20 protein-coding genes are annotated in these 26,931 nt (G+C 45.0%); 12 read left to right on the forward strand and 8 right to left on the reverse strand.

Features of this window, described 5'->3' with window-relative positions; translation table 11 throughout:
- Positions 1 to 301 precede the first annotated feature (301 nt).
- From R8N28_RS04750 to deoD, 6 genes are all read right to left on the reverse strand, one after another.
- A complete protein-coding gene (locus tag R8N28_RS04750; RefSeq protein ID WP_005375134.1) occupies positions 302 to 1,432 on the reverse strand; it encodes an HlyD family secretion protein in 1,131 nt (376 codons plus the stop codon).
- Positions 1,432 to 1,812 (reverse strand): DUF3302 domain-containing protein, encoded by a 381-nt coding sequence (locus tag R8N28_RS04755; protein WP_005375135.1) that lies wholly within the window; start codon positions 1,810 to 1,812, stop codon positions 1,432 to 1,434. The genes R8N28_RS04750 and R8N28_RS04755 overlap by 1 nt, the downstream gene beginning before the upstream one ends.
- 244 nt (positions 1,813 to 2,056) lie before the next feature.
- Complete coding sequence (locus R8N28_RS04760; RefSeq protein ID WP_017820511.1) at positions 2,057 to 3,640, reverse strand: GGDEF domain-containing protein; 1,584 nt, start codon at positions 3,638 to 3,640, stop codon at positions 2,057 to 2,059.
- Positions 3,624 to 5,108, reverse strand: coding sequence for a hypothetical protein (locus R8N28_RS04765; protein ID WP_005375137.1), 1,485 nt, complete (start codon positions 5,106 to 5,108; stop codon positions 3,624 to 3,626). Before R8N28_RS04765 ends, R8N28_RS04760 begins: the two co-directional genes overlap by 17 nt.
- 166 nt (positions 5,109 to 5,274) lie before the next feature.
- Positions 5,275 to 6,744: a hypothetical protein gene (locus R8N28_RS04770; RefSeq protein WP_005383936.1), complete on the reverse strand. Its 1,470-nt coding sequence runs from the start codon at positions 6,742 to 6,744 to the stop codon at positions 5,275 to 5,277.
- Between the two features lie 70 nt (positions 6,745 to 6,814).
- Complete coding sequence (gene deoD, locus R8N28_RS04775) at positions 6,815 to 7,525, reverse strand: purine-nucleoside phosphorylase (RefSeq protein ID WP_005375140.1); 711 nt, start codon at positions 7,523 to 7,525, stop codon at positions 6,815 to 6,817.
- A gap of 398 nt (positions 7,526 to 7,923) precedes the next feature.
- Between deoD and R8N28_RS04780 the strand changes: the two genes are divergently transcribed.
- The 4 genes from R8N28_RS04780 to R8N28_RS04795 are packed head-to-tail and all read left to right on the forward strand — an operon-like array spanning position 7,924 to position 12,035.
- Complete coding sequence (locus R8N28_RS04780; RefSeq protein ID WP_017635475.1) at positions 7,924 to 8,874, forward strand: YbgA family protein; 951 nt, start codon at positions 7,924 to 7,926, stop codon at positions 8,872 to 8,874.
- The gene (locus R8N28_RS04785) at positions 8,864 to 9,664 is read left to right on the forward strand and encodes a MerR family transcriptional regulator (RefSeq protein ID WP_065275469.1); all 801 of its coding nucleotides are present in this window, start codon (positions 8,864 to 8,866) and stop codon (positions 9,662 to 9,664) included. Before R8N28_RS04780 ends, R8N28_RS04785 begins: the two co-directional genes overlap by 11 nt.
- Positions 9,665 to 9,686: 22 nt before the next feature.
- On the forward strand, positions 9,687 to 11,102 hold the full coding sequence (gene phrB / locus R8N28_RS04790; protein WP_033906725.1) for a deoxyribodipyrimidine photo-lyase: 1,416 nt from the start codon (positions 9,687 to 9,689) through the stop codon (positions 11,100 to 11,102).
- Positions 11,103 to 11,108: 6 nt separating this feature from the next.
- Complete coding sequence (locus R8N28_RS04795) at positions 11,109 to 12,035, forward strand: L,D-transpeptidase family protein (protein ID WP_005375144.1); 927 nt, start codon at positions 11,109 to 11,111, stop codon at positions 12,033 to 12,035.
- Between the two features lie 26 nt (positions 12,036 to 12,061).
- Here R8N28_RS04795 and R8N28_RS04800 read toward each other — a convergent pair whose 3' ends face one another.
- Positions 12,062 to 12,316, reverse strand: coding sequence for an Lpp/OprI family alanine-zipper lipoprotein (locus tag R8N28_RS04800; RefSeq protein WP_005375145.1), 255 nt, complete (start codon positions 12,314 to 12,316; stop codon positions 12,062 to 12,064).
- A gap of 550 nt (positions 12,317 to 12,866) precedes the next feature.
- On the opposite strand from R8N28_RS04800, the gene R8N28_RS04805 reads away from it, so the two are divergent.
- The 6 genes from R8N28_RS04805 (at position 12,867) to R8N28_RS04830 (ending at position 22,990) form a co-directional block, all read left to right on the forward strand.
- Positions 12,867 to 14,210, forward strand: coding sequence for a DEAD/DEAH box helicase (locus tag R8N28_RS04805; protein WP_017820508.1), 1,344 nt, complete (start codon positions 12,867 to 12,869; stop codon positions 14,208 to 14,210).
- A gap of 324 nt (positions 14,211 to 14,534) precedes the next feature.
- Positions 14,535 to 16,532: a prolyl oligopeptidase family serine peptidase gene (locus tag R8N28_RS04810; RefSeq protein ID WP_065275468.1), complete on the forward strand. Its 1,998-nt coding sequence runs from the start codon at positions 14,535 to 14,537 to the stop codon at positions 16,530 to 16,532.
- Positions 16,533 to 18,674, forward strand: a complete 2,142-nt coding sequence (locus R8N28_RS04815; RefSeq protein WP_065275467.1) for a TonB-dependent hemoglobin/transferrin/lactoferrin family receptor — start codon at positions 16,533 to 16,535, stop codon at positions 18,672 to 18,674. It abuts the gene before it with no gap.
- Between the two features lie 9 nt (positions 18,675 to 18,683).
- Positions 18,684 to 20,936: a proprotein convertase P-domain-containing protein gene (locus tag R8N28_RS04820; RefSeq protein ID WP_065275466.1), complete on the forward strand. Its 2,253-nt coding sequence runs from the start codon at positions 18,684 to 18,686 to the stop codon at positions 20,934 to 20,936.
- A 25-nt stretch (positions 20,937 to 20,961) separates the two neighbouring features.
- Positions 20,962 to 22,413, forward strand: a complete 1,452-nt coding sequence (locus R8N28_RS04825; RefSeq protein WP_065275465.1) for a DUF1566 domain-containing protein — start codon at positions 20,962 to 20,964, stop codon at positions 22,411 to 22,413.
- A gap of 1 nt (position 22,414) precedes the next feature.
- Positions 22,415 to 22,990: a DUF1566 domain-containing protein gene (locus R8N28_RS04830; protein ID WP_065275464.1), complete on the forward strand. Its 576-nt coding sequence runs from the start codon at positions 22,415 to 22,417 to the stop codon at positions 22,988 to 22,990.
- Positions 22,991 to 23,098: 108 nt separating this feature from the next.
- Here the strand turns inward: R8N28_RS04830 and R8N28_RS04835 are convergent, their stop codons facing one another.
- On the reverse strand, positions 23,099 to 24,742 hold the full coding sequence (locus tag R8N28_RS04835; RefSeq protein WP_005375152.1) for a methyl-accepting chemotaxis protein: 1,644 nt from the start codon (positions 24,740 to 24,742) through the stop codon (positions 23,099 to 23,101).
- Between the two features lie 330 nt (positions 24,743 to 25,072).
- Here R8N28_RS04835 and R8N28_RS04840 point away from each other — a divergent pair, with 330 nt between their 5' ends.
- Together R8N28_RS04840 and pstC are read left to right on the forward strand one after the other, a co-directional pair.
- Entirely contained in the window at positions 25,073 to 25,894 is an 822-nt protein-coding gene (locus tag R8N28_RS04840; RefSeq protein WP_005375153.1) for a phosphate ABC transporter substrate-binding protein, read from the forward strand.
- Between the two features lie 100 nt (positions 25,895 to 25,994).
- Entirely contained in the window at positions 25,995 to 26,927 is a 933-nt protein-coding gene (pstC, locus tag R8N28_RS04845) for a phosphate ABC transporter permease subunit PstC (RefSeq protein ID WP_005375154.1), read from the forward strand.
- The last annotated feature ends 4 nt before the right edge of the window (positions 26,928 to 26,931 follow it).

Consider the following 26,931-nt stretch of genomic DNA (forward strand, 5'->3'; position numbering starts at 1 on the left):
CGTTCATTTATATTGTTGGAAAGCGTTAGTTATTTGATTGTGTAACATATATTCAAAACAACCAAGCTGCTTATTGTTTGCTCTATTTTTCTTCAGGAAATGTGTGATTTGATTCACGCATCCCTTTGACTGGCTTTGGTTTTAGCAAGCATTAAAAATAAGGCGCGCATTATACAGAATATTAATAAAAGTGGGAATGCTATCTATCTGGATGGCTAGAATGAATCAGGGGCTGATCGTCAGCCCCTGATTACACGGTTTGATGTTATTTTTACCGATAAATGAATGCGCTATATGTTCATTAATGGTCGAGGTATAAATAGTTCTGCCAGCTCTTCATACGAATAAGCACTTTGCGCATCACTGATACGTGAGTAAAGCTGTCTGAATAAACTGCAACTTCAACTGCAGTACCCATTGGCAGGTGGTATCCACTCAAGTCGTCGGTAATTTTCAGCTTCGCAAACACACGTCCGCTCGTGCGCAAGGCATCAGTCCCGAGCAGAGCGCCTCGCGCTTGAATTTGGCTTTCACCAATGGCTGGAATCACGTCAATGACTTCGCCACGGAACACTTTGCCCGGGATAGCGCGGAACATAAATTCTGCTTCAAAGCCTGGCTTCAAGCGTTGTAATGAGTTTTGTCTGAATGCCGCGGTGTACGTAATGTCTTCGGTATGGACGAAGGTCATTGCCGGGGCAAGCGGTAACGGCACAGCCATAACACCAGGACGTAAAGCCAATTGCGTAACGTAACCATCGGTTGGCGCACGAACGACGGTTTGCTCTAAGTTAAACTCTGCTTTACGCAGCTCGGCAAGAAGTTGCGCGACTTGGGTATTTTCGCCTCCGATTTCAGAGTCCAGAGCGATTTGAGCTTGTTCTTGTTGCAAAATCGCAACGTCTAACATGGCTTCTGCCGCTTTATACGCTTGGCGTCGAGTATCCAAATCTTGTTCAGTAAACGCGCCACGATCAAAGCCCCTTTGATATCGGCTAAATTCCCTTTGTGCTTTATCTCTGTCCGCTTGCGCTTTCAATACAGCAGCTTCTGCTTCTCTTAGATCAGACTCTAAGCCCAACGCACCTTGGCTTGCTTCTTTAACTTTCGCTTCCAGGCGAGCAACTTCTGCTTCAAAAGGCACAGGATCGATTTTGAAAAGAATATCGCCCGTTTTGAGCGGTTGGTTGGCCTGGACTGGCACTTCCACCACGCGGCCACGCACGCCAGAGACGATAGGCGTAGTCGGGAACACTTGGTTACCCAATTGCGTAAATGGGTGGTTGTAGTTCATAAGCAGCACGAGTGTGCCCACTAACACTACGCCGCCAAGTACGGCGGTTGGAACGGTCCATTTGTTTAGAGGAATATTGAAAATTTTAAAAATGGCAATACAAAGAGCTGCGTAAGTCAGAATCAGCAATAAGTCCATTATTCGTCCTCTTTACTTTGTTCAGGCAAAGGCTTTTGCTGAATCTTTTGTTGTTTCAACATCGATACTTCGTTTTTGAGTTCGTTGACTTCATCGATGAGTTCTTCAAGGCGGTGATGAATGTCGTGTGTTTCTTGTTCTAGTTGTTTAAAACCCCAGCCGCGTTCCTTGCGCCATAATGTTGCCCATATCCATAAAAATGGCCACAGCGCATGCAAAGTGAAAAGGCTGACCCAGCCAGCGTAGTGAATTGCGTCTTGGTGCGGGTGCTCTCTCTCTTTGGCGATTTCATATGGAATATCATGAATGACAATGATTCCGTAAAAGATCACTAAAGCAACGAAGATGAGTAACCCAAGTGCAAAATAGTCTAGAAACATCTTACCTACCTGTGCGTATTGCGAAATGGAAAATCTACGTAAATTAACAATTTAAGTATTTGTCTTAACTACAGATGAATCAAGCGGTTTTTATGTAGGAATTATGTTTATGCGATGTAAGTATCCACTGATGTTTATTGGCAGTTAAGGTGTTGCTGAGTACTTATTTAAACAAGCAGTGAAGTGATATAGGAAGGATAAGTAAAAAGTATACTAAAGCCCCAGGTGTCAACCGGGGCATGGTTTAAAGTTCGGTACAGACTTGGTTTCTGCCATTGGCTTTGGCGCGATAAAGAGCTTTGTCTGCACGATAAAAAGTTCGCTGAGTATTCTCGCCTTCTCGATGCAAGGTAATCCCTATGGATACGGTCAGCCCCCGCTCACCAAGAATATCGTCCCAACCATATTGATAAATCCGTTCACGATAATTCTCGGCATGCATTTCTGCGCGTTCCAGTTGGGTATTCTCAAGGATCACGAGGAACTCTTCACCACCAAATCGTACGCACGATGCGCCTTTAAATCTGAAGTAGGACGCCAGTTCCTGTGACACACTTTTGATCGCTTTGTCGCCCACCAAGTGGCTTAGTTCGTCATTGATGGATTTGAAGTGATCGATATCGATGACCATCAATGCAAATGCAGTATCGTGCAGAAGTAGATCTTTTAGTTTAACTTCTAACCAGCGTCTGTTGTGTAAAGACGTAAGTGGATCGGTAAAGACGTCCTGCTGTAGCTGAGCAACAGTATTTTTATGCTGCTTGGTGGTTTCTTTTAGTTCTTTGTTTTCTAGCTCTGACAAAATGAGTTTGAGTTGTAACTCAAAGCGTGAAAGTCGGCGTAGTTGAGCAGACCCTAACTCACCGATCGGAATATGTTTTACAAGATCAGATTCGATTCTATGCGCTTTTTTTTCACAATTTAATGCTTCTTGATACAACCCTTGAGAGGCGTAAACTTGACTCATCGCGTTATAAAAATGCTGAGTAACGATAGGAGATAGTTGCTTTTGAATCCTTTTACTGATGGAGTCCAACGTTAAATTAGCTAAAGAAGTGTGCCCTACACCGTTTAGACAATACGCAGTCTCAATTTTGACCATCGTGGATAACCAGTATGTCGTGGCACTACCCGTTGTATACTGAACATTCGAAATAGCCAGCAACGCATTGGGGTAGTCTTCTTGCAGACGATGTAATTTGGCTCGGTAGAGGTGAATTTGTGCGGCGAGGTTTTTATCACTGACGAGAATGCTCAGTTCTTCACATTCACTCAATAGTTCTTTGGCGTCTGCGGTACGGTTCAAGCTGATATAACAGGCAAGCATGTACAGCTTGTAACGAAGGCGTAGGGATCGACTGCCAATAGCGTGATCGATAGCATCTATTTTTTGATAATAACGTAATGCACGTTGGTGATCCCCATGGGCATCGCACAAATTACCCATTCCAATAATGGCCAATACGTACTCATCAATATAGCCGTACTCGACGGCGATATTGGTTGAAGCAACATACTCGGTTAATGCCGCATTGTAGTCACCTACTTCAACCAAACGCTCACTCAAGCTTGCTTTCACAGAAAGAATATCTTCTACATCCTCTGGTAAAACAAGCAACTCAAGCGCTTGTTTCAATTCACTAATGCTGTCGTTGAGCTGTTTGATCTCTCTTCGATACTCGGCGCTAATGATATAGCAATGCGCTTTCTCTCGGTTTGTTGACGCAATATGTAACCCTATGTGTTCCCATAGCGTAATCGCTTCTTCACCTGAAACGGAAGAAGGATCGATACCTGCGTCAGTCACCTTGCTAAGCAGTTGTTCCATTCTTCATTACCTCAATATAACTTTCTTCGAGCTGTTCTAACGTGAATGGGAAGGTCAGGATATCTTGCAAATACAGTATCGGTTTCGGGCCTTTGATTCCGCGTCGCTTCCATGGATAGATGTCTAACATCGCTTGGACAGTGCGGTAGACCTCTTCTGCTGCTTGACCTTTTTCTGCAATTAACATTGCTAGCCTGTTACTGGAAATTCTCGAGATGAGGTCGCTGGAGGTTGTCAATGCATGAACGAGCTCGGTACAAACATCGAGAACTTCGGGGTTTGAATGCTGAATCATAATGATGGCGTGGTTAGAGCGTTTGAGCTCCGTTTTAAACAAAACTAACTGTTCCCACCAGTAGGTCTCAGAAACGACATTAGAGAACTGTTTTTCAGGGTCGTATTCGTGTTGAGAGCGAATATGATTGATCAGCTTACGTGCTCGCTGCTCTAGTTGGCGTTTAGAGCCTCTTGCTTTATCCATGCTGATTCGATGAGTTTGTTCTTTGAGCATTTTGAGTGCGTGCTTACGGTATTTCTTGAACGCGTTAAACGCAGACTCAAAGTCACCTTGTTCTTCAGCGACTCGTGATTGTTGGAAGCAAATTTGGCTGAGTAGCTCACCGTGGTCGAAACTGAGTGCAGACTCTTCTGCTGCAAGTAGCAACTTGGCAGCGCTGTCTGTATTTTGGCGCAAAAGCTCAAGTCTTGCTCGGCTAATAAAAGAGTGTGCTTTCATCCAAACGAGGTCATGCTCAATGGCGAGCTGGTGGGCTTTTTGGGTGGCTTCTTCGGCCGCATCAAGGCGTTCTAGTCCAAGCAGTGCTAACCCTTTAAAGTCCCAGATCTCGGCTTGCCACGTACTGTCATCATGATCTTTTAAGACTTCGGTTGCTCCATCCAGTACCGTAAGCATCTCGACAAACTTATTTAGTAAGTAATAGTCCCAAGCTAATAGGATGCGCGCTTTGCCTTCTAACCAAGCAATACGAACATTGTTTGCCACTTTAACGGCTAACTCATGAGTTGAAGCGGCAAGTTGGTGTTCATTAGTGATGCGCCATACATTACCAAGCCCAATTAGAGATTCGATTTGAATTTCAACATCATCAACAAGAGCAGATTGTTCGAGCGCATTAATCCAATATTGTTGCGCGGAATAATACTTTGCTTGGCCCCAATATTGGAGTGCAAAAAGATGGAGAATTTCCGGGAGATGATCGTCGGTTTCAAGCTGTGTTTGTTTGCTGTAAGCGTCTTTGACGAGTTTTAAGCCTTGTCGGTAATCCATTAGGCACCAACAGCATTGCGCCATGATGAGTAAGGCTTTGATCTCTCCGTCCACAAATAAAATTTGTTCCGCGCGGATACGATATTGCTGCGCAATATTAAAGGTATGTTTAGGGGCCGATTTTATTTGGCCTTTAAGCTTAGTGAGATCATCTTCTAGCTGAATTTGGTTTTTATCCAACGTTCACATCCATGACTATCGAACTGGAAATCACACCTAATATTAAGTGGTTAGATGCATGTTTCTTTACCAAAGCGATGCGGATAACGTTTTGGTAAACGATCAGGGGCCGTAATGTATACCGTTACAACCCCTAATTACTACATCTAAATTACCAATAGAATAGCTACGATAGGAGCTGTTTGATTGTCAAAGGTGCATCAGAGACTTCCAACCTTTGTGCAGCGGTAAGACCTTGTTTATCCTGATAGCACAAATTATGCCAAGCTCTGAATATATCTAAAAGAGGTAAAATACCAGCAGGTCGTAATTTGCGACGTGGCTCGTTAATGAAGCTTTCGAAAAGAATCTGAAAGCGGTTTTGATAAAACTTCACATGACGAGTTGTCGCAACGTTAAACCATTTTTCAGGCTCATTTTGATCGCCAGCGAGGTAGCAAATGCCTTTGTGGTTTTCGTTTTGACTAGAGATTGCCCAACGATCGCGCCACCAACTCATATAGGCGATATCGACTTTGCCAAAGGGAGTGCTCATGTCCCAACTAGCGTCCTCTTCTACATACATCAAGTCGACACTTTTCTCTTTAATACGAGGTAAACAAACGCTCAATGCAGCTGAACGTAGTAGGGGATCTTGAGGCATGTATAGAGATACACGTTTGTTTGGGCAGCACATATCAAGTACGTGCAAATAGTGTGCATACGAGGTGTATGGCGGACGGACTAATGCCCCTTTTGAAGGGTAATGAAATACAGATAGATTACCAAGAGGGTCTTCTACGTTACCGCGAGCCAAAATTGTTTGGTATTTTTGGTCAATTCGCTCTCTGAGGTGATGAGAAGGTTCCGCAAGCGGCTCACTTGCTTCCGCTACGTACTCCTGGGAAACAAAACGAGACACCTCATCGTAAGGATTATGATCGAGAGTTGCGATTGGCTCTTCATCAGCGGAATAATTGACGTGCTGGCAAAGAATATAGCCAGAATGCGCTTCGCCAGAAACAATCCAATACACACCATTATTGCTGTTCGGTTGCAATGCAATATAGTTTGAGGCCAATTCATAATGCGTTGCGTGGTTTACCCAGCGCGCATCAATGGTTGCCAGCTTGCGGCGGCAGCGGCTAGCTATATGGTCAACATGATCGTAAAAGGTTTTTGGGTTAATACTAAGCTTGCGGCAGATTTCTCGTACGGAATATCCCGTAAACAATAAACCCATCAAGTTCTCTTGAAATTGAAGCTTCTTGTTGGCACCAGACCACTTGTCGACAAAGGTACTTTGACACACTTTACAGCGGTAACGTTGGCGATCGCCACTGTAACCGAAAGCGTGATAGAGGTGTTTGTGAGTGTGGACAGAAAGTCCAAAGTTGTCGCAATCATCATTACGGCAAGCAGGCAACCCGTCACTGTGGACGTGCCGCAGGCGATGAAGTTCGTTCACGACATCGCGATTATTAAGTAAGGGGGGGAAAGCTCCACATTCACGGCATACCATCGCCGGACGCTTAGGGTTCGCATGTTGCAGAACGTAACGCTTTGCATCACTCAATCCAAAGTTGTCACACGCCAATGTTTTACAAAAGTTGAGTTGTAACCCATCTGCGTCTTTTGGCAGTTCGCCGTTAGACACAATCGCCCCCTCGGGATAATTCGGGCAGCCAGCATAACTCTGGCTGCAAATTATTACTTACTATTTGTTCTTAGATGTTGATTGCAGTTTCTAGTGCAACTTTCATCATGTCGTTGAACGACTTCTGACGCTCTTCTGAGCTTAGTTTTTCACCACGGATGATGTGGTCAGAAACTGTCAGGATAGTCAGTGCTTTCGCGCCTAGGTCAGCTGCTACGCCGTAGATACCAGCCGCTTCCATGTCTACACCTAGGATGCCTAGTTTTTCCATCTTCTCGAAGATGTCTGCTTCTGGTGTGTAGAACAGGTCTGCAGAGAATACGTTACCTACTTTTACAGGCACTTCCTGAGCGCGCGCTTGGTTAACTGCTTCTTCTAGAAGACCGTAATCAGCGATTGCTGCGAAATCGTGGTTGTTGAAACGGATACGGTTAACTTTAGAGTCTGTAGAAGCACCCATACCGATAACAACGTCCATTAGTTTCACGTCGTCACGTACTGCACCACAGCTACCCACACGGATAACGTTTTTCACGCCGTATTCAGCGATTAGCTCGTGTACGTAGATACAGCAAGACGGGATACCCATGCCGTGGCCCATTACAGAAACTTTTTTGCCTTTGTAAGTGCCAGTAAAGCCGAACATGTTGCGAACGTCACAAACTTGTTTCACATCTTCTAGGAACGTTTCAGCGATGTATTTAGCGCGCAACGGGTCGCCTGGCATTAGAACTGTTTCAGCGAAATCACCTGGTTGTGCGTTAATGTGTGGGGTTGCCATAAGTGCTCTCCAAAGTTTTGTTTTGATAAAACGCCTCTATTATAGAACGCTATTACCAATTCTGTTGAACTTGTTCGTTTTCGTTGAGGCAATAATAACGGGACGTACAGTGGCCCCTTGAGAGCTTAGTCACAAAAACCACGCATTTAGAAACTGCAACTCCTATTGATAACCAAATCTGTTGAAATCAAAAGAGCAATCGATTTGCTTTTGAGCAGTTTGTCGATTGCGCGCACAAATTCTTTGTTTTTGGGCCAAACTTTTTTCTGACAGCTGGTTGATCGAAATACTTTCGAGTGAAGTAAAACGATTAAATTGTACAACTTATTTTCTTGTACAATCTGGAAAGGCTTGCTATAAGTTATACAACAAAACTTTTTGTATAGGGATGCGTCATCATGGAATCTTCGATCAAAGTAGGTATCAGTTCGTGTGTTTTGGGTGAACGAGTGCGTTTTGACTCTGGTCATAAGGTGAGCAACTTTGTGACTAAAGAGCTTAGCCCGTATTTTGACTTTATTTCGGTATGCCCTGAAGTCGGCGTAGGTATGCCAGTACCCCGTCCAACCATTCGTCTTGTTTCTAATGAAGAGCGTGTTGCATTGGTTGAAACCAAAAATCCAGAAAATGATCATACCGACAATATGCTCACTTACTCGGCCAATAAAGTAGATGAACTTCAAAGCGAGCAGCTTTGTGGTTACATCGTTTGTGCTAAGTCACCAACTTGTGGCATGGAGCGAGTCAAGGTTTACAGCAAGAACAGTGCTGCGAAAGAAGGTGTTGGCTTGTATACACAAACATTGATGCAAAAAATGCCTTGGTTGCCTGTTGAAGAGGATGGCAGACTTAACGACCCTGTATTGAAAGAAAATTTTATCACTCGAGTATTTTGTCTAAATGACTTTTACGACTCGATGGATGGTGAGCCTACTCGTGGCAAAATCATCGACTTTCATTCGCGCTACAAACTGACGTTAATGGCACACCACCCAGAGTCATACCGCTCCCTTGGCCGCTTAGTCGCTGATGTCGCTAATTATGAAATTGAAGACTTTTACCAAGAGTATCGTTTAGGACTGATGAAGGCGTTAACGAATCGGGCTAGCCGCAAAAATAACACAAATGTGTTGATGCATTTACAAGGGTACTTCAAACGCTCACTAACTAAAGAAGAAAAAGAAGAGTTAGCGACAGTGATTCACGACTACCGTATCGGAATGCTGCCTCTGCTAGCACCACTTACATTGATTAAGCATTACTTAAATACTTACCCAGACGAATATTTAGCAAAACAGAAGTTTTTAGAACCGTATCCGCAGGAGATGAGATTACGCTATGGTTTGTAGTTCAGAAGAAAAACTATACGCGATCCGAGATGTCGCAGAAATCACGGGTGTAAAACCAGTTACGCTGAGAGCTTGGCAACGAAGATACAACTTGATCCAACCTCAGCGAACTGAAAAAGGACACAGACTTTATCGCCAGCAAGATCTCGATACGATTCGCGAAGTCCAGAGCTGGCTCGCGAAGGGGATTTCGATTGGTAAAGTGAAGGGGCTGCTAGGAAAAAGCGCCGATGTCGAAGTCAAAAACGAGGTTCGCACACTCGAAGAAGTTGAAAACATGCTGCTTGCGCTGTCTACCCTGAATCGAGGAAAAGCAGAGAGTTTACTTGCCTCTGTTCTTAAAGAGTATCCACTAAAACTCGTTATTGATCAGTTTATTAGCCCAGTATTTGATGCGCTAGACATGGTGAAAGGATCGCTGCGATCTTTACAAGTAGGGTTATTTCAGACTTGTTTGATCACTCGACTTGTCCTTGTAATCGATTCTGAAAACAAAGCCGCTTCCAAAGGAAAGTGTCTGCTCATTAGCTTTGAACAAAACAGAGAGTCTGAGAGTTGGATTCAAGCAGCGAAGCTTTGCGAACAAGGGTATCACACGACTTTGATCGATAAGGTTGATGATGTTTCTGGTCTACTAGATCACGAGGTCGTTGAAAATGGTTCGTTTATCTACCTTTTCTCCAACAAAGCGCTAGCTGCTAAACAAGTAGCGTCCATCAAAATGCTTCACGCACAACTAGGTGATCGGATGGGGTGCTCTGAAGTGATAGAGAAATTACACCTAACTTAGTAGACAAAAGATAGGAGCTACCATGATTTTAGTATGGTTTCGACGTGACTTACGTACGTTAGACCACACGGCACTCAAAGCGGCATTGGATTCAGGTCAGCCTGTCGTCGCTTGCTTTATCGCGACGCCAGAGCAGTGGCGGGAGCATCACATGGCGCCGATGCAGGCAGACCTCATTGCTCGTCGCTTAGCTTGTCTTAACGAGGAGCTTGAAAGCCTTAATATTCCCTTTTTGTACAAAGAGGTGCCGTCGTTTTCCGATTGTACAGATGTGATTAGTGGGTGGGCGGAAACACTTGAAGCCACGTCTGTCATGGCAAACATTCACTATGAGGTGAACGAACGAGAGCTCGATACACAAGTAAGTGAAGCGTTAGCTTCTCACGATATCGAATTTGAACTGTTTCATGACAAATGTGTGCACGCGCCAACGACGGTTCTTAATAAGCAAGGCGAATATTTTAAGGTGTTTACGCCATTCAAGCGTGCTTGGTTAACGCAGTTCCATATGCCGACGGTAGTAAAACCTCACGAGCAAGCGCCACTCAATAAAAAGGTACTCGAACAATTAGAGTCGGCTCGATTTAATTCAAGCTTCACATTTAGCTATCCTCGAGAATCCAGTGAAGACTGGCTGGCTTCGACTAATGATATTTTGAAGCAGCTTAGGGAATTTGCACGGGAGCGCAGTGACGCGTATCAAAGCGAGCGAGACTTTCCAGCTATTGATGGCACTAGCCAACTGTCTCCATACCTTGCGATTGGCGCGCTATCACCAAGGCAGTGTATTGCTCGTTTGTATGCTGAAAATCAACAAAATGACCTTACAGAAGGGAAAGCAACTTGGTTAAGTGAGATCATTTGGCGTGAGTTTTATCAGCACCTATTGGTTTTCGAACCAAAACTCGTCAAAGGCAAAGGATTTATCGATTGGGAGGATAAAATCCAGTGGTCCTATGATGAGAAAGCCTTTGAGCGATGGAAGACAGGAACAACAGGATACCCAATCGTTGATGCAGCAATGCGTCAGCTCAATCAAACAGGCTGGATGCACAACCGATTACGTATGATTGTCGCGAGCTTTCTTACCAAGGACTTACATATTGATTGGCGATGGGGAGAAGCGTACTTCATGAGTAAGCTGGTGGACGGCGATTTTGCAGCGAACAATGGTGGCTGGCAATGGTCTGCTTCTACGGGTTGTGACGGGCAGCCATACTTTCGTATTTTCAACCCGATAAGCCAAGGCGAAAAGTTCGATGTTAATGGTGAATTTGTGCGCCACTGGGTACCAGAAATCAAAAGTGTACCGAACAAATACATCCATAAACCTTGGACTTGGGAGGGCTTTTCTTTACTGGAATATCACAAGCCGATGGTTGATCACAAGACAGAAAGAGAGATAACCTTACAGCTCTTTAAAAGTGCCAAGGAATAGAGTGAAATGCTTAGCAAAAAGCGATCAATGAGTTTCGCAAAACGTACCCTGCTATCTGTGTCGTTATCTTTAGTGAGTGGTCTATCATTCGCTAAGATGTACGAATTACCAGAGGATGGAAGCCGTTTAATTGGTCGCCTTGAAAACCACGTCGTTCAAGAAGGCGAAACCATGGCAAATATCGCTAAGCTCTACGATGTGGGTATGCTAGGTTTAATGGCCGCAAACAAAGGAGTGGATCCCTTCTTACCAGAAGAGGGGCATGTTCTTACTATTCCGACACAGCTAATCCTCCCAGACGTACCTTATAAAGGTATCGTTATTAATCTAGCCGAGCTGCGCTTATATTACTTTCCGAAAGGAGAGAATATTGTCCATGTATTTCCTGTCGGAATTGGCCGAATAGGGCGCGATACCCCAGTAATGACAACGCGTATCAGCCAAAAACGACCGAACCCTACATGGACTCCTCCAGCCTCTATTCGTGCCGAGTACAAAGCAAAGGGCATTGACCTACCAGCCGTTGTTCCTGCGGGGCCTGATAATCCACTTGGTATGTTTGCATTGCGTTTAGCTTACGGGAATGGCGAATACCTAATTCATGGTACCAACAAGGACTTTGGGATTGGTATGCGAGTCAGCGCGGGTTGTATTCGTATGGACCCAAGTGACATTGAGTGGTTATTTGACAAGGTTCGTAACGGCGAAGACGTTAATATCATTAACCAGCCTATCAAAATGACACTTGAGCCTGACAGAAGTGTGTTCTTAGAAGCACATGAGCCTTTGACTCGTAGTAATGGCGAGAAAGATGAACTGAAAGTGCCGAAAGAGTTAAAGTGGTGGTTGGATGAATTCGGTATGAAAAACGTGAAGGCTAAAGCAGCAATCGCTGCACAGAATGGGGTTCCTATCGAAATAACCGCGCCTTAACGGGCGTTAAGACGCGGTATTAAATCTTACTTAGTGTAAGACTGAGCGATGTTATCGATACGCTCGTTAGCACGCTCAGCTTCTTCTTGAGCAGCCATTGCTGCTGCGCCTGATTTTTGAACGTCAGATTGAAGAGCTTGTACGTCTTGGCTTAGTTGGCTAACTTGGTTGCTTAGTTCGTCTAATTTTGCTGCATTTGCTGTAGCTGCGTCATCAGAAGAAGCACAACCGGCTAGTAGAAGTACTGAAGTTGCTGCAGCTGCGATCAACGTTTTGTTCATATAAGAACTCCTTGCTTATAGTGAAAGTCTCGCTACTAACTATTATTTTATACAGTAGCGAGGTTAAATGTGGTTACATTTTATCAGTACATGATGTAGCAAAAGTCAAAAAAACCCAAGAATTTCATGGAGTACCTGACGTCAACTTTTACCTGAACTTAACAAAGTTTAACTACCTATCCTTTATTTCGTTCTCACAACAGTTTTCATAGCAGGTGTATTTGCCACGTTCCTGATATCAATAATTTAGACGATATTGACACAAATGAAAGTTTATTGGCCCAAATAACTGCTATTTAAGTCGTTTTGTTGATGGATAGAAGGCATATTTGAACGGCTTTTCTCTAAACTTCCTGTCCAGCTGCTCATCAAAAAGGCTAGTCTTTACTCTGAACTGAGCCACAAATGATGTTTTACCGTTACCACAGGGAATTAGTTTGTGTGATCTCTATCTATACTCCTATGATTTGCGGTATTATACCGAGCTTTATTTTTTTGCTGCGTTAGAGCGGAAACGACACTACAGAGCGCTCAGACGCTGACTGATTTATTGGAGAATACTTTGCAATTTAAAGATCTAGGCCTAGACAACCGATTGTTGAAGAACCTAAAACACTACGATTTTAAAAAAGCGACTGACATTCAGCAGCAGGCGATTCCTGTTGCGATTGCAGGCAAGGATCTATTGGCATCTTCGAAAACAGGTTCGGGCAAGACTTTGGCGTTTGTATTGCCAATGCTTCATAAGTCTTTAAAGACAAAATCGTTTTCTGCGAAAGACCCTCGCGCGGTAATCCTTGCTCCTACTCGTGAGCTAGCGAAACAAGTATATGGTGAGCTTCGTTCTATGCTAGCTGGCCTATCTTATGAAGCAGCACTGATTTTGGGTGGTGAGAACTTTAACGATCAAGTAAAAGCTCTGCGTCGTTACCCGAAATTTATCGTGGCGACACCAGGACGTTTGGCTGATCACTTAGAGCACCGTTCGCTTTATCTGGATGGTTTGGAAACGCTAATTCTGGACGAAGCAGACCGTATGTTGGATTTGGGCTTTGCACCAGAGCTTCGTCGCATTCATAAAGCAGCCAAGCATCGTCGTCGTCAAACGTTGATGTTCTCTGCGACATTAGATCATGCAGACGTCAATGAAATCGCGGCTGAAATGCTCAATGCGCCAAAGCGAATTGCTATCGGCGTTTCTAACGAAGAACATAAAGATATCACGCAAAAATTTTACTTGTGTGATCACCTAGATCATAAAGAGGCAATTTTAGATCGTGTTCTTTCTGAGGCTGAATACCGTCAAGTTATTATCTTTACGGCAACGCGTGATGATACTGAGCGACTAACAGAAAAGCTGAACGAAAAGAAACTGAAGGCTGTAGCACTAAGTGGTAACTTGAACCAGACTCAACGTAACACCATTATGAGTCAGTTTGAGCGCGCAGTATTTAAGATCCTTGTAACGACTGATGTTGCTTCCCGCGGTTTGGATATTGCAACTGTGACACACGTCATCAACTTCGATATGCCAAAGCATACCGAAGAATACGTACACCGAGTTGGTCGTACTGGTCGTGCTGGAAATAAAGGGGATGCAATCTCTCTTGTTGGTCCAAAAGACTGGGATAGCTTTAAACGTGTAGAAGCATACCTACAACAAGATCTTGAGTTTTCATTGTTCGAAGATTTGAAAGGTAAGTTTAAAGGCCTTAAGCCACCTAAACCAGATTTCCGCAATAAGAAAGCGACCGCAAAGAAAGCTCGCCCTCAAGCGAAAAAATCGGCGAAAAAACCAGCTAAGCGTGACAAGAGCTTCTACAAAAACGTATCTGTGGGTGATGATGTCTTCATCCCTAAGAAAAAACCAGCGGCACCGAGCTCTGAAGAGTAAAAGCTGCTGTAGTTTCCCATTGATTTTAGTTCTTAAAAATCCGAGTGTTCGCACTCGGATTTTTTATGTCTGTCGCTAGGTGAAATAGCGTCTTTCCATACTCACTCGTTAGTCAGCTTTTATATCTGTCTGGTTGTATATAAACAGCATAGAACGCTAATTTAGGAAGTTATTAAGTTTTATAACCTCGGTCAAAGCAAACGTTTTTCCTCACACACTAGATAAAAATCTTACATGATTATGAAAATGATAATTGATCTCATTTTTATTTGAGGGCAGAATACGTGCCATTGTATTAATCCTATAAATGAATTCGCTCTCTATATGAAATTTACTCATGTTTTTTTAGGGCTCATAATTACCTCTAGTTCTGGCTTTGCTGCTGATGATTTCAACTGGCTTCGAGATGATGCTCGTAAAGATGAGCGAGTTCTTACCTACCTAACAGAACAAAACCACAAAACTGAACAGCACCAAAAAAGTTATCAGACGTTGACAAAAAACCTACTCACGCAGTGGGATACCATGGTGGCAGACAAAGGTGATAAGCCATGGTCGATCGTGAGTGGAAGAGAATGGACGCTAACGCGTCGCGATGGTCGTTACTTACTATTATCCCGTGCGAGTCAACATGCACCAGAAAACGTGGTGTTCGATTTCGATGAACGACAATCTGCGCATCAGTACTACCAACTTGGTCAATGGCAAGTGAATGGTGACACGCTCCTTTTCACGGAAGATATCGACGGTAGCGAACAATATCGTGCTGTGGTTGTTGATTTACTCTCCGGCCAATCTACGGAACTGGCGACGCACGTCGATAGTGGCGTATTGTTGTCACCTAACGGGAAAGTGGCATTCCTCGTTGCAAAGGAAAAGCGCACTCAGCGACCTCATCAGATCTTACGTATTTCCACTGAATCTTTGGCAAAAACAGTCCTATGGAATGAACCCAAGTCAGATTGGTTACTTTCTTTCTATCGTGCGGCAGATAGCCGTTATGCTGTGCTGCAAAGCAACAACGAGTCAACAACAGAGCAGAAGCTTGTCGATCTAGAAACGGGCACTGTCTCAGATTCATTGCGAAAGCCTGAAGTGGGTGTGGAATATTACGCGGATGTGGCGAAAGGTTACATTTATCTGAAAAGCAACTTTGAAGGAAAGTTCGCCCTTTACCAAGCCGAACTCGCACCGCTTGGCGCAACATGGCAACGCTTCACCAATCCTCGTGAGCCGCTTGAACAGTTCTACCTTTATGATGCAGGAGTTGTGGCACTTAGCAAGCCAAACAATGTGTCGACTTTGACGGTGTATTCTTACCAAGGTCAGGAAAAAGTGATACTGCCATTGGAACACGATGGTAATGTCGCTTGGCTAAGCACGTTGGGCGATTTTGAATCAAACAAGATTCGTATCCGAAGCATGTCGATGACTACGCCTCCTCAGTGGGAAGAGTTCGATGTAAAAACGCTGAATAAATCCTTGTACTCTCAAGATGCTTACCAAGACTTTGATAGTCAGCGTTATGTATCCCAACGTATTTTTATTAAGCACGACGGCGTTTCTGTCCCTGTCTCTTTGGCGTATCGCAAAGACAAATTGCACCCACAATCTCCTGTGATGATTTACGGTTACGGCGCGTATGGTTTTACGATGAAACCGTACTTTATGCCTCAGGTTATCAGTTTACTCGACCAAGGTGTGATTTACGCTATCGCCCATGTCCGTGGCGGTGGGTACTTTGGCGATGAATGGCACGAGCAAGGCCGTGGTGTGCGAAAAGCCAATTCTATTGGTGATTTTGTCGCGGCCGCGAAGGCGCTGCAAACATTCGAACGTGGCAATAGAGAGGTTTTCGCCATCGGTTCTAGTGCTGGTGGCACGTTGGTGGCCGGAGCGGTTAATCAAGATCCTAAATTGTTTTCAGGTGTCGTACTTAAAGTGCCTTTTGTTGATGTGGTTGCAAGTATGTCGGATACCTCACTTCCGCTTACCACACAGCAGTATGGCGAATGGGGTAACCCAACCAAACCTGGACAATTGGCGTTAATGAAGGCGTACGATCCGATTCTCAATATCCATAAAGACGCTTACCCACCCATGTTTGTTCAAGTCGGTTTAATCGATCAGCGCGTGCCATATTGGGAAGGCGCTAAGTATCTCGCTAAAGTTTCAGCGTTAAGTGAGCGCAACGGGCCGTACTTGTTGCAAACTGATTTTAATTCGGGCCACCAAATGGACCCACGACAAGCGCAAGAACAACAAGCAAAAGAATACGCATTTCTACTATCACTCATTAAAACATCTAAAGCGGAGCAGTAAATGAAGCTTACCCCAGTGTCAGCGGCAGTACTTTCGGTACTTGCTGCCAGTCAAGTGCACGCCGAATCTAAGGTTTTCTCAATGGAAGAGGTGGTGGTAACCGCCAATAAAATCGATCAGCCATTGTCAAAAGTGGCAGGTAGTGTCGCGGTTATCACAAACGAGCAAATCGAAGAAAGAGGCGAGACCGAGCTATATGACGTGCTGCGTAACGAACCTGGTGTAAGCGTGACGGGCGGTGCAGGACGTCCGCAAAACATTACCATCCGTGGTATGACGGGTAACCGCATTATGATCGTTCGTGATGGCATTCGTTCTGCGGATGGCTTCGGTGCGAATGACATTAATGATGCGGTTGGGCGAGATACTTTTGATTTATCCAATTTTGAATCGCTGCAAATCATTAAAGGTGCAAGCTCTTCGGTACATGGCTCTGGCGCGATCGGCGGTGTGGTGATTTTAGAATCCAGTCAGCCGGGTGATTTCTTAAATGACAAAGACTTCTACACCGATGTTTCCGGTACTTACACCGACATCAGCAACAAGTACAAAGGGACGAGTAACCTAGCTTTCCGTTCCGGTGATACTGAGAGTTTGTTTAACGTTTCATACTGGCAAGGGCAAGAGACACGTAATTTTGATGAGGATTTGTATAACCGCGATCTAGATGGTTACAGCGGTGCTTATACGATCAACCACTTTTTCAATGAAGAGGTGATGTTGAAAGCCAAAGCGGAACTCTACACCCAGAATCAAGAGCGTTTGGAGGGTTCACCGTCCATTCAACCTGATGGCATCTGGCATATTGAAGACTTTGCTGAAGATGAAACCTCTGAAGAGTACAGCGCTTACATTGGTGCAGAGGTGACACCGATTAATCCAACTTGGTTCGAAGAGTTGGATACCAAAGTTTACTGGCGTCACACCGAAGTCGTGGAAGACACCAACCGTTTAATGCGCCAAGTGGATCACAATGGTTTGATCACCAAACGTCGCGAGCTGGAACACAAAACCTTCATCGACGAAACAATAGGCTTCCGTGGTGACTTCACCAATACGATTTATGCAGCAAATGCAGAGCACCAATTGGCTTACGGTGTCGAGCTTTCTACTGACTATTACGAACGCACAGATAGCGATTCCAAGATTGATTGGAATGGCGTAACGCCTTCGACCAAACAACCTTTCGCTCCTGCTCGTGCTTATAACATTGGTTTGTATGTTCGAGACATGGTGGAACTGGATAAATGGACCATCACAGGCGGCCTGCGCTTTGATGCGCACCGTCTAACGCCGGACGGTGAGGGAGAAGTGGGCGGCTTCCCATTAAAGGACATGGATAGCTCAGAGGTGTCTCCAAGCCTGTCGGTTTCTCGTGAAATGTTTGCCAACAACATCGTTTATGTATCGTACAACCACGGTTACCGTGCTCCGGAATACGATAAAGCATATGGCTTCGTGAACCATGATTTCGTACCGCTAACGCCTTTTGTTATCGCACCTAACTTAGACCTAGAAGCCGAGACTTCGGACTCATTTGAAATTGGTAACAAGTTCGATAACGGTCGTGCGCATGTCTATGCGTCTGTGTTCTACAACAAGTTTGAAAACTTCATCGATGTTGTGACCACAGGCTTTGACTCAAGCACTGGTAATTACATCAAACAGTACCAAAACCTTGATGGCGTAGAGACTTATGGCGCAGAGCTTTCTGCGGGTTACGCGCTCACCAAACAATGGGACATCAGTACTAAGTTTGGCTACGTAGATGGCAAAGACGCGGAAGGCGAATACGTTCGAAGCATTACGCCATTCGAAGGTAACGCTCAACTGAAATACGCCAACCAAGACTTCAACGCTTACGTGGCTTGGAACTGGGCTGCTGCCATGGATCGCGTTCCTAAATGCCAGACCACGCTTGGCCTAGCGACAGAGTGCGCGCAGACAAGTGCGTGGAATACGTTTGATATTGGCGCAACTTACCACGTTTCCAAAGACTTTCGTGTTAGCGCAAACATCGTCAACCTGTTCGACAAAGAGTACATCCGATACCAAGACGTAGCCGGTATCGCTGAGGAAAGTAAGCGTTACTCAACGGAGCCTGGGCGCTACTTCACGCTAAATGCAAAATACGAATTCTAGGACGAAATCATGAAGCTAAAACCATTGGCGTTATCACTGCTTATTGCATGTATCCCTGCGGTGCAGTCTGCTGAGTGGGATTATCCCGAAACGGACTCTGTGGTAACGAATGAAGCGCAAGCGAAAACTTATCTAGACAGCCACTACTCAGAAGCGGGTGAGTTTAAGTTCCGTTACAAAACCCAGTCTCAGCTTGGTGAGCATTACAATTTTGATGTTTGGGTTAACGGTGAATATCAAGCGCAGCGCGCCCTCGTGGTCACAACCGATAAAAATCATCACGTTGTGCGAGTGTTTAAGAGCCTTGAAGATACGATCATTCGTAACGGTAAGCCAACGGTTGCAATGGAATTGGAATCACCTCGCCAACTGCAAGCACAAGAGCCACCTGCTTTGAGCTCTGGAAGTCTGGTTGATGTTGAGGTTTCTTTATTCAACCCAGATCTTCGCACCATGCAACAGCAAGCGGCACCAGAATCGACGTGGTCAGCACTATCCGATTACCCTCAGCCGATCGAGTACGTAACCAAGTCGATTGAGGTTTTACAGTCCGGCGGTAAGTTCTATCTCTCTAACCAAAGATTGAAGCAAGTGGATGCGACGGGCTTATTTGCAGCCCCAGCACCTGGTGAAGCGCCTGTACTCGAGACGTTGGACTTTCTCAGCGCAGAAGGGGTTCAAGCGTTTGACAGTGTTGAAGAGATGCAAAGCACCGAGTTTGGTGACAATGCGTTCCCACAGTTGATGGCTTTTTATCATCTTGATCGCTCGATCCAATATCTGACAAGCCTGACTTACGACTTGTTTGATGAACCACTTCGTTTTGACGCTCGCGGTTTATCAAAAGATAACTCTACGTACTATTACGGTCCGAAAGCTCTCATGCTGGGTGTCGGTGGTGTTTCTCCGGATGCAGTCGATGCTGATGTCGTGATACATGAGCTCGGGCATGGCATTCATTACCAAATCGTACCGGATTGGGCGTACGGTCACACTGGTGCTATCGCAGAAGGTTTTGCTGATTACTGGGCGGGCAGCGCGAGCTACCGCACTCAATATTTGGATGCTTCGCGTCGTGGTCAAGAATTCGAGTTAGATACGGTGTTCAACTGGGACGGTGTGTTCGGAACACGCAAAACAACTCGTAGCTTATGGAACCAAAGAGCGCGTTACTTCGAGGGTTCAGAGTATCCAGCGCACGTTAGTGTGGGCGGTGAACTAGGCGACGAGCTATGGTCAACGCCACTGTTCCAAGCGCTTAAAGCATCGGTTGAGCGATACGGTGATGATACCGATAACGTGTTCCGCGAGTTTGACGCCATTGTTCTTGAAGGAATGTATGGCATTGGTCGTGGCGTGAAAATGCATGATCTGGCGGAATCGACCGTGTTTGCCGCAAGCACCTTGTTCCCAAATAAAGATTACGCCCAATTCCTGACGGACAGCTTCAACAAACACAACTTACTTAAAGCGCCTCTTCGCGTTCGCTATGACGCTCGATACATCGCACAAGGTCAAAACGTGGGTGTGAACCTAAGTCAAACTGGCCGCGAAGCGAGCATCAAAGGGCAATGGCAGCTAAACAACGCATCCGTTTTCGACTTTGATGAAACGCTTTCTGACTCGACCTCAATGAAGGTGGCGTTACCAAGCGGTCTGACGTGTGGCACGCAATTCGATTCCTCTATTTCATTGGATTACCAATTTGCAGAAGGCTTAAAGACTCACCAGTGGAGTGAACAGGTGATGCTGGTTAATGGTACGCCAGAGCTTGATATCCAGCCTCAATCAGTGAATTCCGCTTTGCCAGAGCAGGGCGACAGGCTGTTCTCTCAGACGCTATCGGACAAGTCACTCACGATTGATGACTCGTTTGCGGTTTACCTAAACATCGAACATGACTCACTGCAGGATCTGCAAGTGACGCTTGTGTCTCCACAAGGCAAATCGGTCGTGCTACTTAGCCATCAATCAAGCAATACCAATGGATTTAAAGGTTACTTCACAGCTCAGTATGACGATGAGTTACAAGCACTTGTCGGTCAACCGAGTTGGGGTACTTGGCGTCTCGAAGTGTCTGACCGTGTGTCAGGAAACTCTGGGGTGTTGAAAGAGTGGGGTGTGAGTCACTTTGCTCAGTATCAGTGTAGTGCTGATACCACTAAAGAAAGCAGTGGTGGTGGTTCAGGTGGCGGTGGTTCGCCTTGGACCTTGTTAGGACTTTTCCTGCTTTCAATGGTGAGAGTGATTCGCTCTCGTTAATTAAAATCAAAAGAAGATAAAATCTATGAAGTTTCAATATTCTTTCGTTGCTATGTCACTAGCCCTAGCTGGCTGTGGCGGTGGTTCTGGTGGTGACACGTCGGCACCGACCTATGATGTAGCTGGCACCATTGTTTCTGCAGGTACACTTCTTGATACGCCAGTGTGCATCGATTTAAACCAAAACTACGTTTGTGATACTACTGAACCGAGTGCTAAAACGGATAATGCTGGTAAATTTAGCCTGACTTCAAGCGATAAAAACGTACTAACCAGCACCATTCTTGCTCAAGTTGAGCAAGGTTCGAACCAAACGTTGCGTCTTGCGGCTCCGGGCCAAAATTTAGCAACGGGTAACACGGTCAATGGTGTAACAACGTTGCTCGCAGGTCTTGTGGTTGACGGTAAAACCGTTGCTCAAGCTGAAGAAATTGTGAAAGCGCAACTCACCGATGCCGGCGTTTCTCTGTCTGGTACGGTGATGTCTAACGCAGAAGCCAGCGAGCTAGATAAGCTAGAGCAAAACACGGTTGCGCTATTAGCTGCGATGCAGCCACAACAAATGACCAAAGGTGTAGCGCTGCTTGCTCAAAGCCTTAGCTTCCAAGGTAAATCGTTGGCCTCTGATCTTCTGTCTGAAGCTCAAGTGAGTGCATTTGCTGAAGAAATTGCAGCGGTTGCTGAACAAACGGTTGGCAGCAACGATACGGGTGCCGTTCTTCATTTTGCTGATGGCGCAGCAGACGTTGCTGAGGTTCAAGCTGCTTACCCTGGTCAAGATGCGGAATACGGCTTCGACAAAGAGGACAAGCAAACGTCGACAGGCGCTGGCTTTAAGTTCGTTAAGCTAGATGCACAAGGTGCTGCTTTAGCTGCAGATGCGACTGAGTGGGCTTGTACTATGGACGAGCGTACTGGTCTTGTTTGGGAAAACAAGAGTGCGGATGCGAGCTCGGTTCAATTTAAAGATCGCCTATTTGCGTTTGAGTCTGAAACATTTAAGCCATTTAGTAAAGATGTAGAACTTGCAGGTTGTAAAGACGCTGGTGATGAAGTTTGTACCACTAGCCAATATGCGGAGCATATCAATAAGCAATCTTTGTGTGGCATCGCTGGTTGGCGCTTACCTACTTACCGCGAGACTTATGACTTATTAGACTTTGGTGAACAAACACTGTTCGCTCCGAACGATGAATATGCTCCATACAACGTGTATGGATTTAATGTTAAATACTTCCCACAGCAAACGATAGGCAGTCCTTATTTAAAGTATGGCGCGTTTTGGCATAGCGACTTTACGTTTGTGAATACATCATCACAGCTCGTTGATGCTGAAGTTTATTTCCCTGCAATTATCTCTCGGGGCGTAGATAGAGGCACTATTTCACTCGTCGATATTCGCTCAAGCAACACAAGTGCAGACGCCGATGACTCATACCAATTCCCAATCCGTCTAGTAGCAGTAAAGGGCCAATAAGATGAAGAAATTAATAACTGTACTATCTCTTGCTTTGGCTTCTCAAACTGCAATGGCTGCACAAGAGTGTTCTACTGACTTTGCTAAAACGGCACCTAACACGCGTTATACATATTCTGATAACGGTACCGTAACTGACCTGAAAACAGGTCTAACATGGATGCGCTGTCCAGTTGGTATGACATGGAATGTAGGAAACCAAGAATGCCAGGGGACGCGATCTACAATGTCATGGCAACTCGCTCTCTCCACAGCCAAACAAATTCGTAATAAGGACGGCAACCATCCTCTTCACAATTTTGCTGACAAAAAAAATTGGCGACTAGCAAATATCAAAGAGCTAGTATCTCTAACTGAGCGAGCTTGCCACAGCCCAGCCATAAATAGTACAGGGTTTGCTAGCGGCTATAGTCTGAAAGATGGAGATGATGTTCTAGGGCGTTATGTCTGGAGCAACACACCTAATGGCGACGGTAAGCATGTTGCAACTTTTGATACGACTAATGGTGAGGTTTTCAATAGAGATCCGTTAAACTCAAGTTTCAAAAGCTCTCTCTTGTTAGTGACAGATGAATAATAATTATTACGTTAATAAGGGTTGATAGCTTTGCCTTTATGATAGGCTCCGCCAGTGCGGAGCTTTTTCTTTTCTAACCTTTGGAACTTATCGTGTTGAGCAGAGTATTTAAACTTGGAACTGCTTAAGTTGATGTTTTTGATTTTCTGCTAAACCAGACAACTCTTGAGCGGCAGCAGCGGATTGCGTAATGCCAGTGACGTTCTGGCTCACTAGTTCATAGATGTTCGTTAAGTTGTTGTTGATATCAGCCGTAACCTGTTTCTGCTCTTCTGATGCGGTTGCAACTTGAGTGTTGATTGAGTTCAGATCGGCGATAGCATTACTGATATTAGCAAGTGATTGGCTAACTTCTTGTGTCAGAGCTTGGTTGTCTGACAACATGGCTAAGCTGGAATGCATACTTTCATTTGCGTGACCAGATTGTTGCTGTAGCTCTTCTATAATGGTTTGGATCTCTTTGGTGGACTCCTGAGTTCGCGCTGCCAGCATACGTACTTCATCGGCCACTACCGCAAAGCCTCGGCCACTTTCGCCCGCTCGTGCAGCTTCAATCGCTGCATTCAGTGCAAGTAGATTCGTTTGCTCAGAAATACCTTCAATCACTTCGATCACGCGACCAATGTGTTCTGATTGATCTTTTAGCGAAGTTACGACGGCAGCGGCTTCGTTAAGTTGTTCCGCCATCTTTTCACTTGCGCGAGTGCTTTCCCCAAACATGCTTATACTTTGTGAGGTTAACGTACGTGCTTGATTTGATGCACTATCGGCTTCTTGTGCATTGGTCGATACTTCAGCTGCGGTCGACTCTAGCTGATTGATCGCCGAGGCTACTTGCTCAACTTCTTGCTTTTCTTGATCCGAGTTGACGCTGCTTTGAGTCATAACAGTTGCTAACTCGGTTGATGCTGATGCCACATCTTCACTAATGCGAACCAATGCGCTTACAGTTTCACGCAGTTTTTCTATGGTCTGGTTTACATCTCGAGCCAGCTGAGACACTTCGTTTTTCCCGATGGCTTCGGCCTTAACTAGTAGGTTTCCCTTCGCGACTTCCTGCATCGTTACTTGAAGGTTACGAATCGGCGCAACGATGTAGCTGGCGAGTACCCAACTAATAAGTGAAGCGGCACTCAAGATCACCGCAAGCGAGACGGCGCTGTAAGTTAGCGTGGTTGAATGTTGTTCGCCATTCGTTTCGACTTCATCGGTGACGATTTGATTCAATTGTTTAGATAGTTTGTCGATGGCGTTGATCATCGCTTCGCCAGCTAATCGATACTCAGCCATTGCAGATTCGTACTTTTGATTGAAATCAGAGGTGGTGTAATCAGAAGAGTGTTTAGTGGTGAGCAGAGGTGTCATGGTAACGCGAGTGAAATCAACATAGTGATTCATGGCCTTACGCATAGCATTGACTTCATTTTGAACGCCAGGGAGATTGTCGATGGAGTTAAGAAAATCGCGGTTTTTGTTTTGTCGCTCAGAAAGCTCTTGGTTGAGAGACTGAACATCTTCGGCTCTAAATAGACTATAAATGGCTTTGATGCGCATGGCGTAAGTGTTGTCTACGATGCCGCTAAGTTCCTCTTTGTGAATGATTAGCTTATGGGTGGAAGCCGAAACCTTATTGAATGCTTGATCGAGTTTACCGATTCCGACACTTAGTCCAATGATGAGTAATATAACTGTGAATAGAACAGGCAGAAAAACCTGAAGTTTAATAGAAAGCGTACTAAGAAATTGACGCATGAGATTGACCCTCTATCGGTTTGATTATTATCTTTTTTATAAATAAGCATTTCGATTTTAATTGTTACATTCGCCAAATCAATGAGTTACTCATATCTAATTGTTATGAAATGTACCAAAATCGATGGGGTTATCATCTTGAACATGAGGCAACTTATAAAAACGTTACGTTCAAATTGAGAGAGGGATAAGTCGCGGAATTAATAGTTAGAAATGACAACGTGTCATAGAGGGTTCAACTAAGTGAAACACAACTGTCATATTCAAATTCTAAAGTGAGCACCGTTCAAGTGAAACACAACGGCAATAAAGCCACTTAAGGAAATTGTGATGAAAAAGACAGTAATCGGTGCAATCGCACTTCTAGGCGCAATGGCAGTGACTCCTGTTTCTGCTAAAGAAACTATCTCTGCAGTGGGTTCTAGCAGCGTAACTCCACTGATGGAAGTTTTCTCTGAAACGTACATGAAGAAGAACCCTAACGTATTTATCGAAGTTCAAGGTCCTGGTTCTTCAGCTGGTGTAAAAGCAGCGAAAAATGGTTCAGCAGACCTTGGTATGTCTTCTCGTAATCTAAAAGACTCTGAAAAAGAATCAACACTAATCGAAGAAGTGGTTGCTCGTGATGGTATCGCAGTGGTTGTTAACCCACAAAACAAACTGCCAGGTCTAACAGCCGAGCAAGTGACTGCAATCTACAAAGGCGAAGTATCAAACTGGAAAGAAGTCGGTGGTGCAGACAAGCCAATCGTAGCCATTACTCGTGACACGGCTTCTGGTACTCGTGGCGCATTTGAAGACATCATGTCTCTAAAAATGAAGATTTCTGGTAAGAAGGTATCAGCTATCTCTCAACGTGCTCAAGTTGCAAACGGTAACGGCGCACTGAAAACAATGGTTGCATCTAACCCATACGCAATCGGCTACATTTCTCTTGGTACTGTAGACAACACTGTTAATGCGCTAGCAATCGACGGCGTTGATGCAACGGTAGCTAACGTTAAAAACGGTTCTTACAAAGTAGCGCGTCCATTCCTTGTTCTTTACAAAGAAGGCAAGCCATCAACAGAAACGCAAAAATTCCTAGACTGGATGCTAACTGACGAAGCGCAAGCGCTAGTTGACCAAAAAGGTTACATCTCAGTTAACTAATCCCATCGGGACTCTAAAGTTTGCTCAGCCCAACGTTTCGGGCTGAGCCTTTTCTATCCATTGTGTTCAACGGCATTGCCCAGAACCGTGAGATTTTTAAATGACCATCGCAACAAATAGTGAAAAGCTTATGAATACTGACGCTAGAGCTATCAGCAAGTCAGGCCTACGCGAGAAGCGTCGTGTCGACTGGAAAGAGCGCATCTTCCACGGCTTGTTCCTAACGAGTGCCGTAATCGGCATTGTTTCATTGGCCGTTATTGCATACTTCATCGTTCGAGAGAGTATTCCGGCATTCCAAGAAGCAGGCGTATCGGGCATTGTCTTAGGACAAAACTGGTTACCACCTGCGCTTTATGGTGTCGCCACCATGATTGTGGCATCTATCGTATCGACGGCTGGTGCTGTCATTGTTGGGGTTCCAATTGGTGTTCTGACCGCCATTTTTATCGCTGAAATCGCACCAAAGCGATTAGCAGACATCATCCGTCCAGCGGTTGAGCTGCTAGCCGGTATTCCTTCAGTGGTCTACGGTTTCTTCGGTCTGGTTATTATCGTTCCATTGATTCAGAAGGTATTTGATGTACCTGCAGGTAATACTATCCTTGCCGGTATCATTGTTCTTGGTGTGATGATTCTACCAACGGTAATTACGGTATCTGAAACGTCTATCCGCGCTGTCCCTCGTACTTATAAAGAAGGTTCTTTGGCACTGGGCGCATCGAAAATCTACACCATCTTTAAGTTGCTCGTTCCAGCGGCTCGCTCAGGCATCATGACAGGTGTGATACTGGGTATCGGTCGTGCGTTGGGTGAGACCATGGCGATTATCATGGTTATGGGTAACGCGCCGGCAATGCCAGAAGGCATCCTTGATTCGGCTCGTACACTAACTGCAAACATCGCTATTGAAATGTCTTACGCAAGTGGTGTTCACGCGAACGCACTTTACGCTACAGGTGTAGTACTTCTGGTCTTCATCATGTCGTTGAACGCTGTACTACTGTACCTAAACCGAGAAAAAGCGAAGTAATCGC

The organism is Vibrio sp. Vb1554 (genome assembly GCF_033344235.1).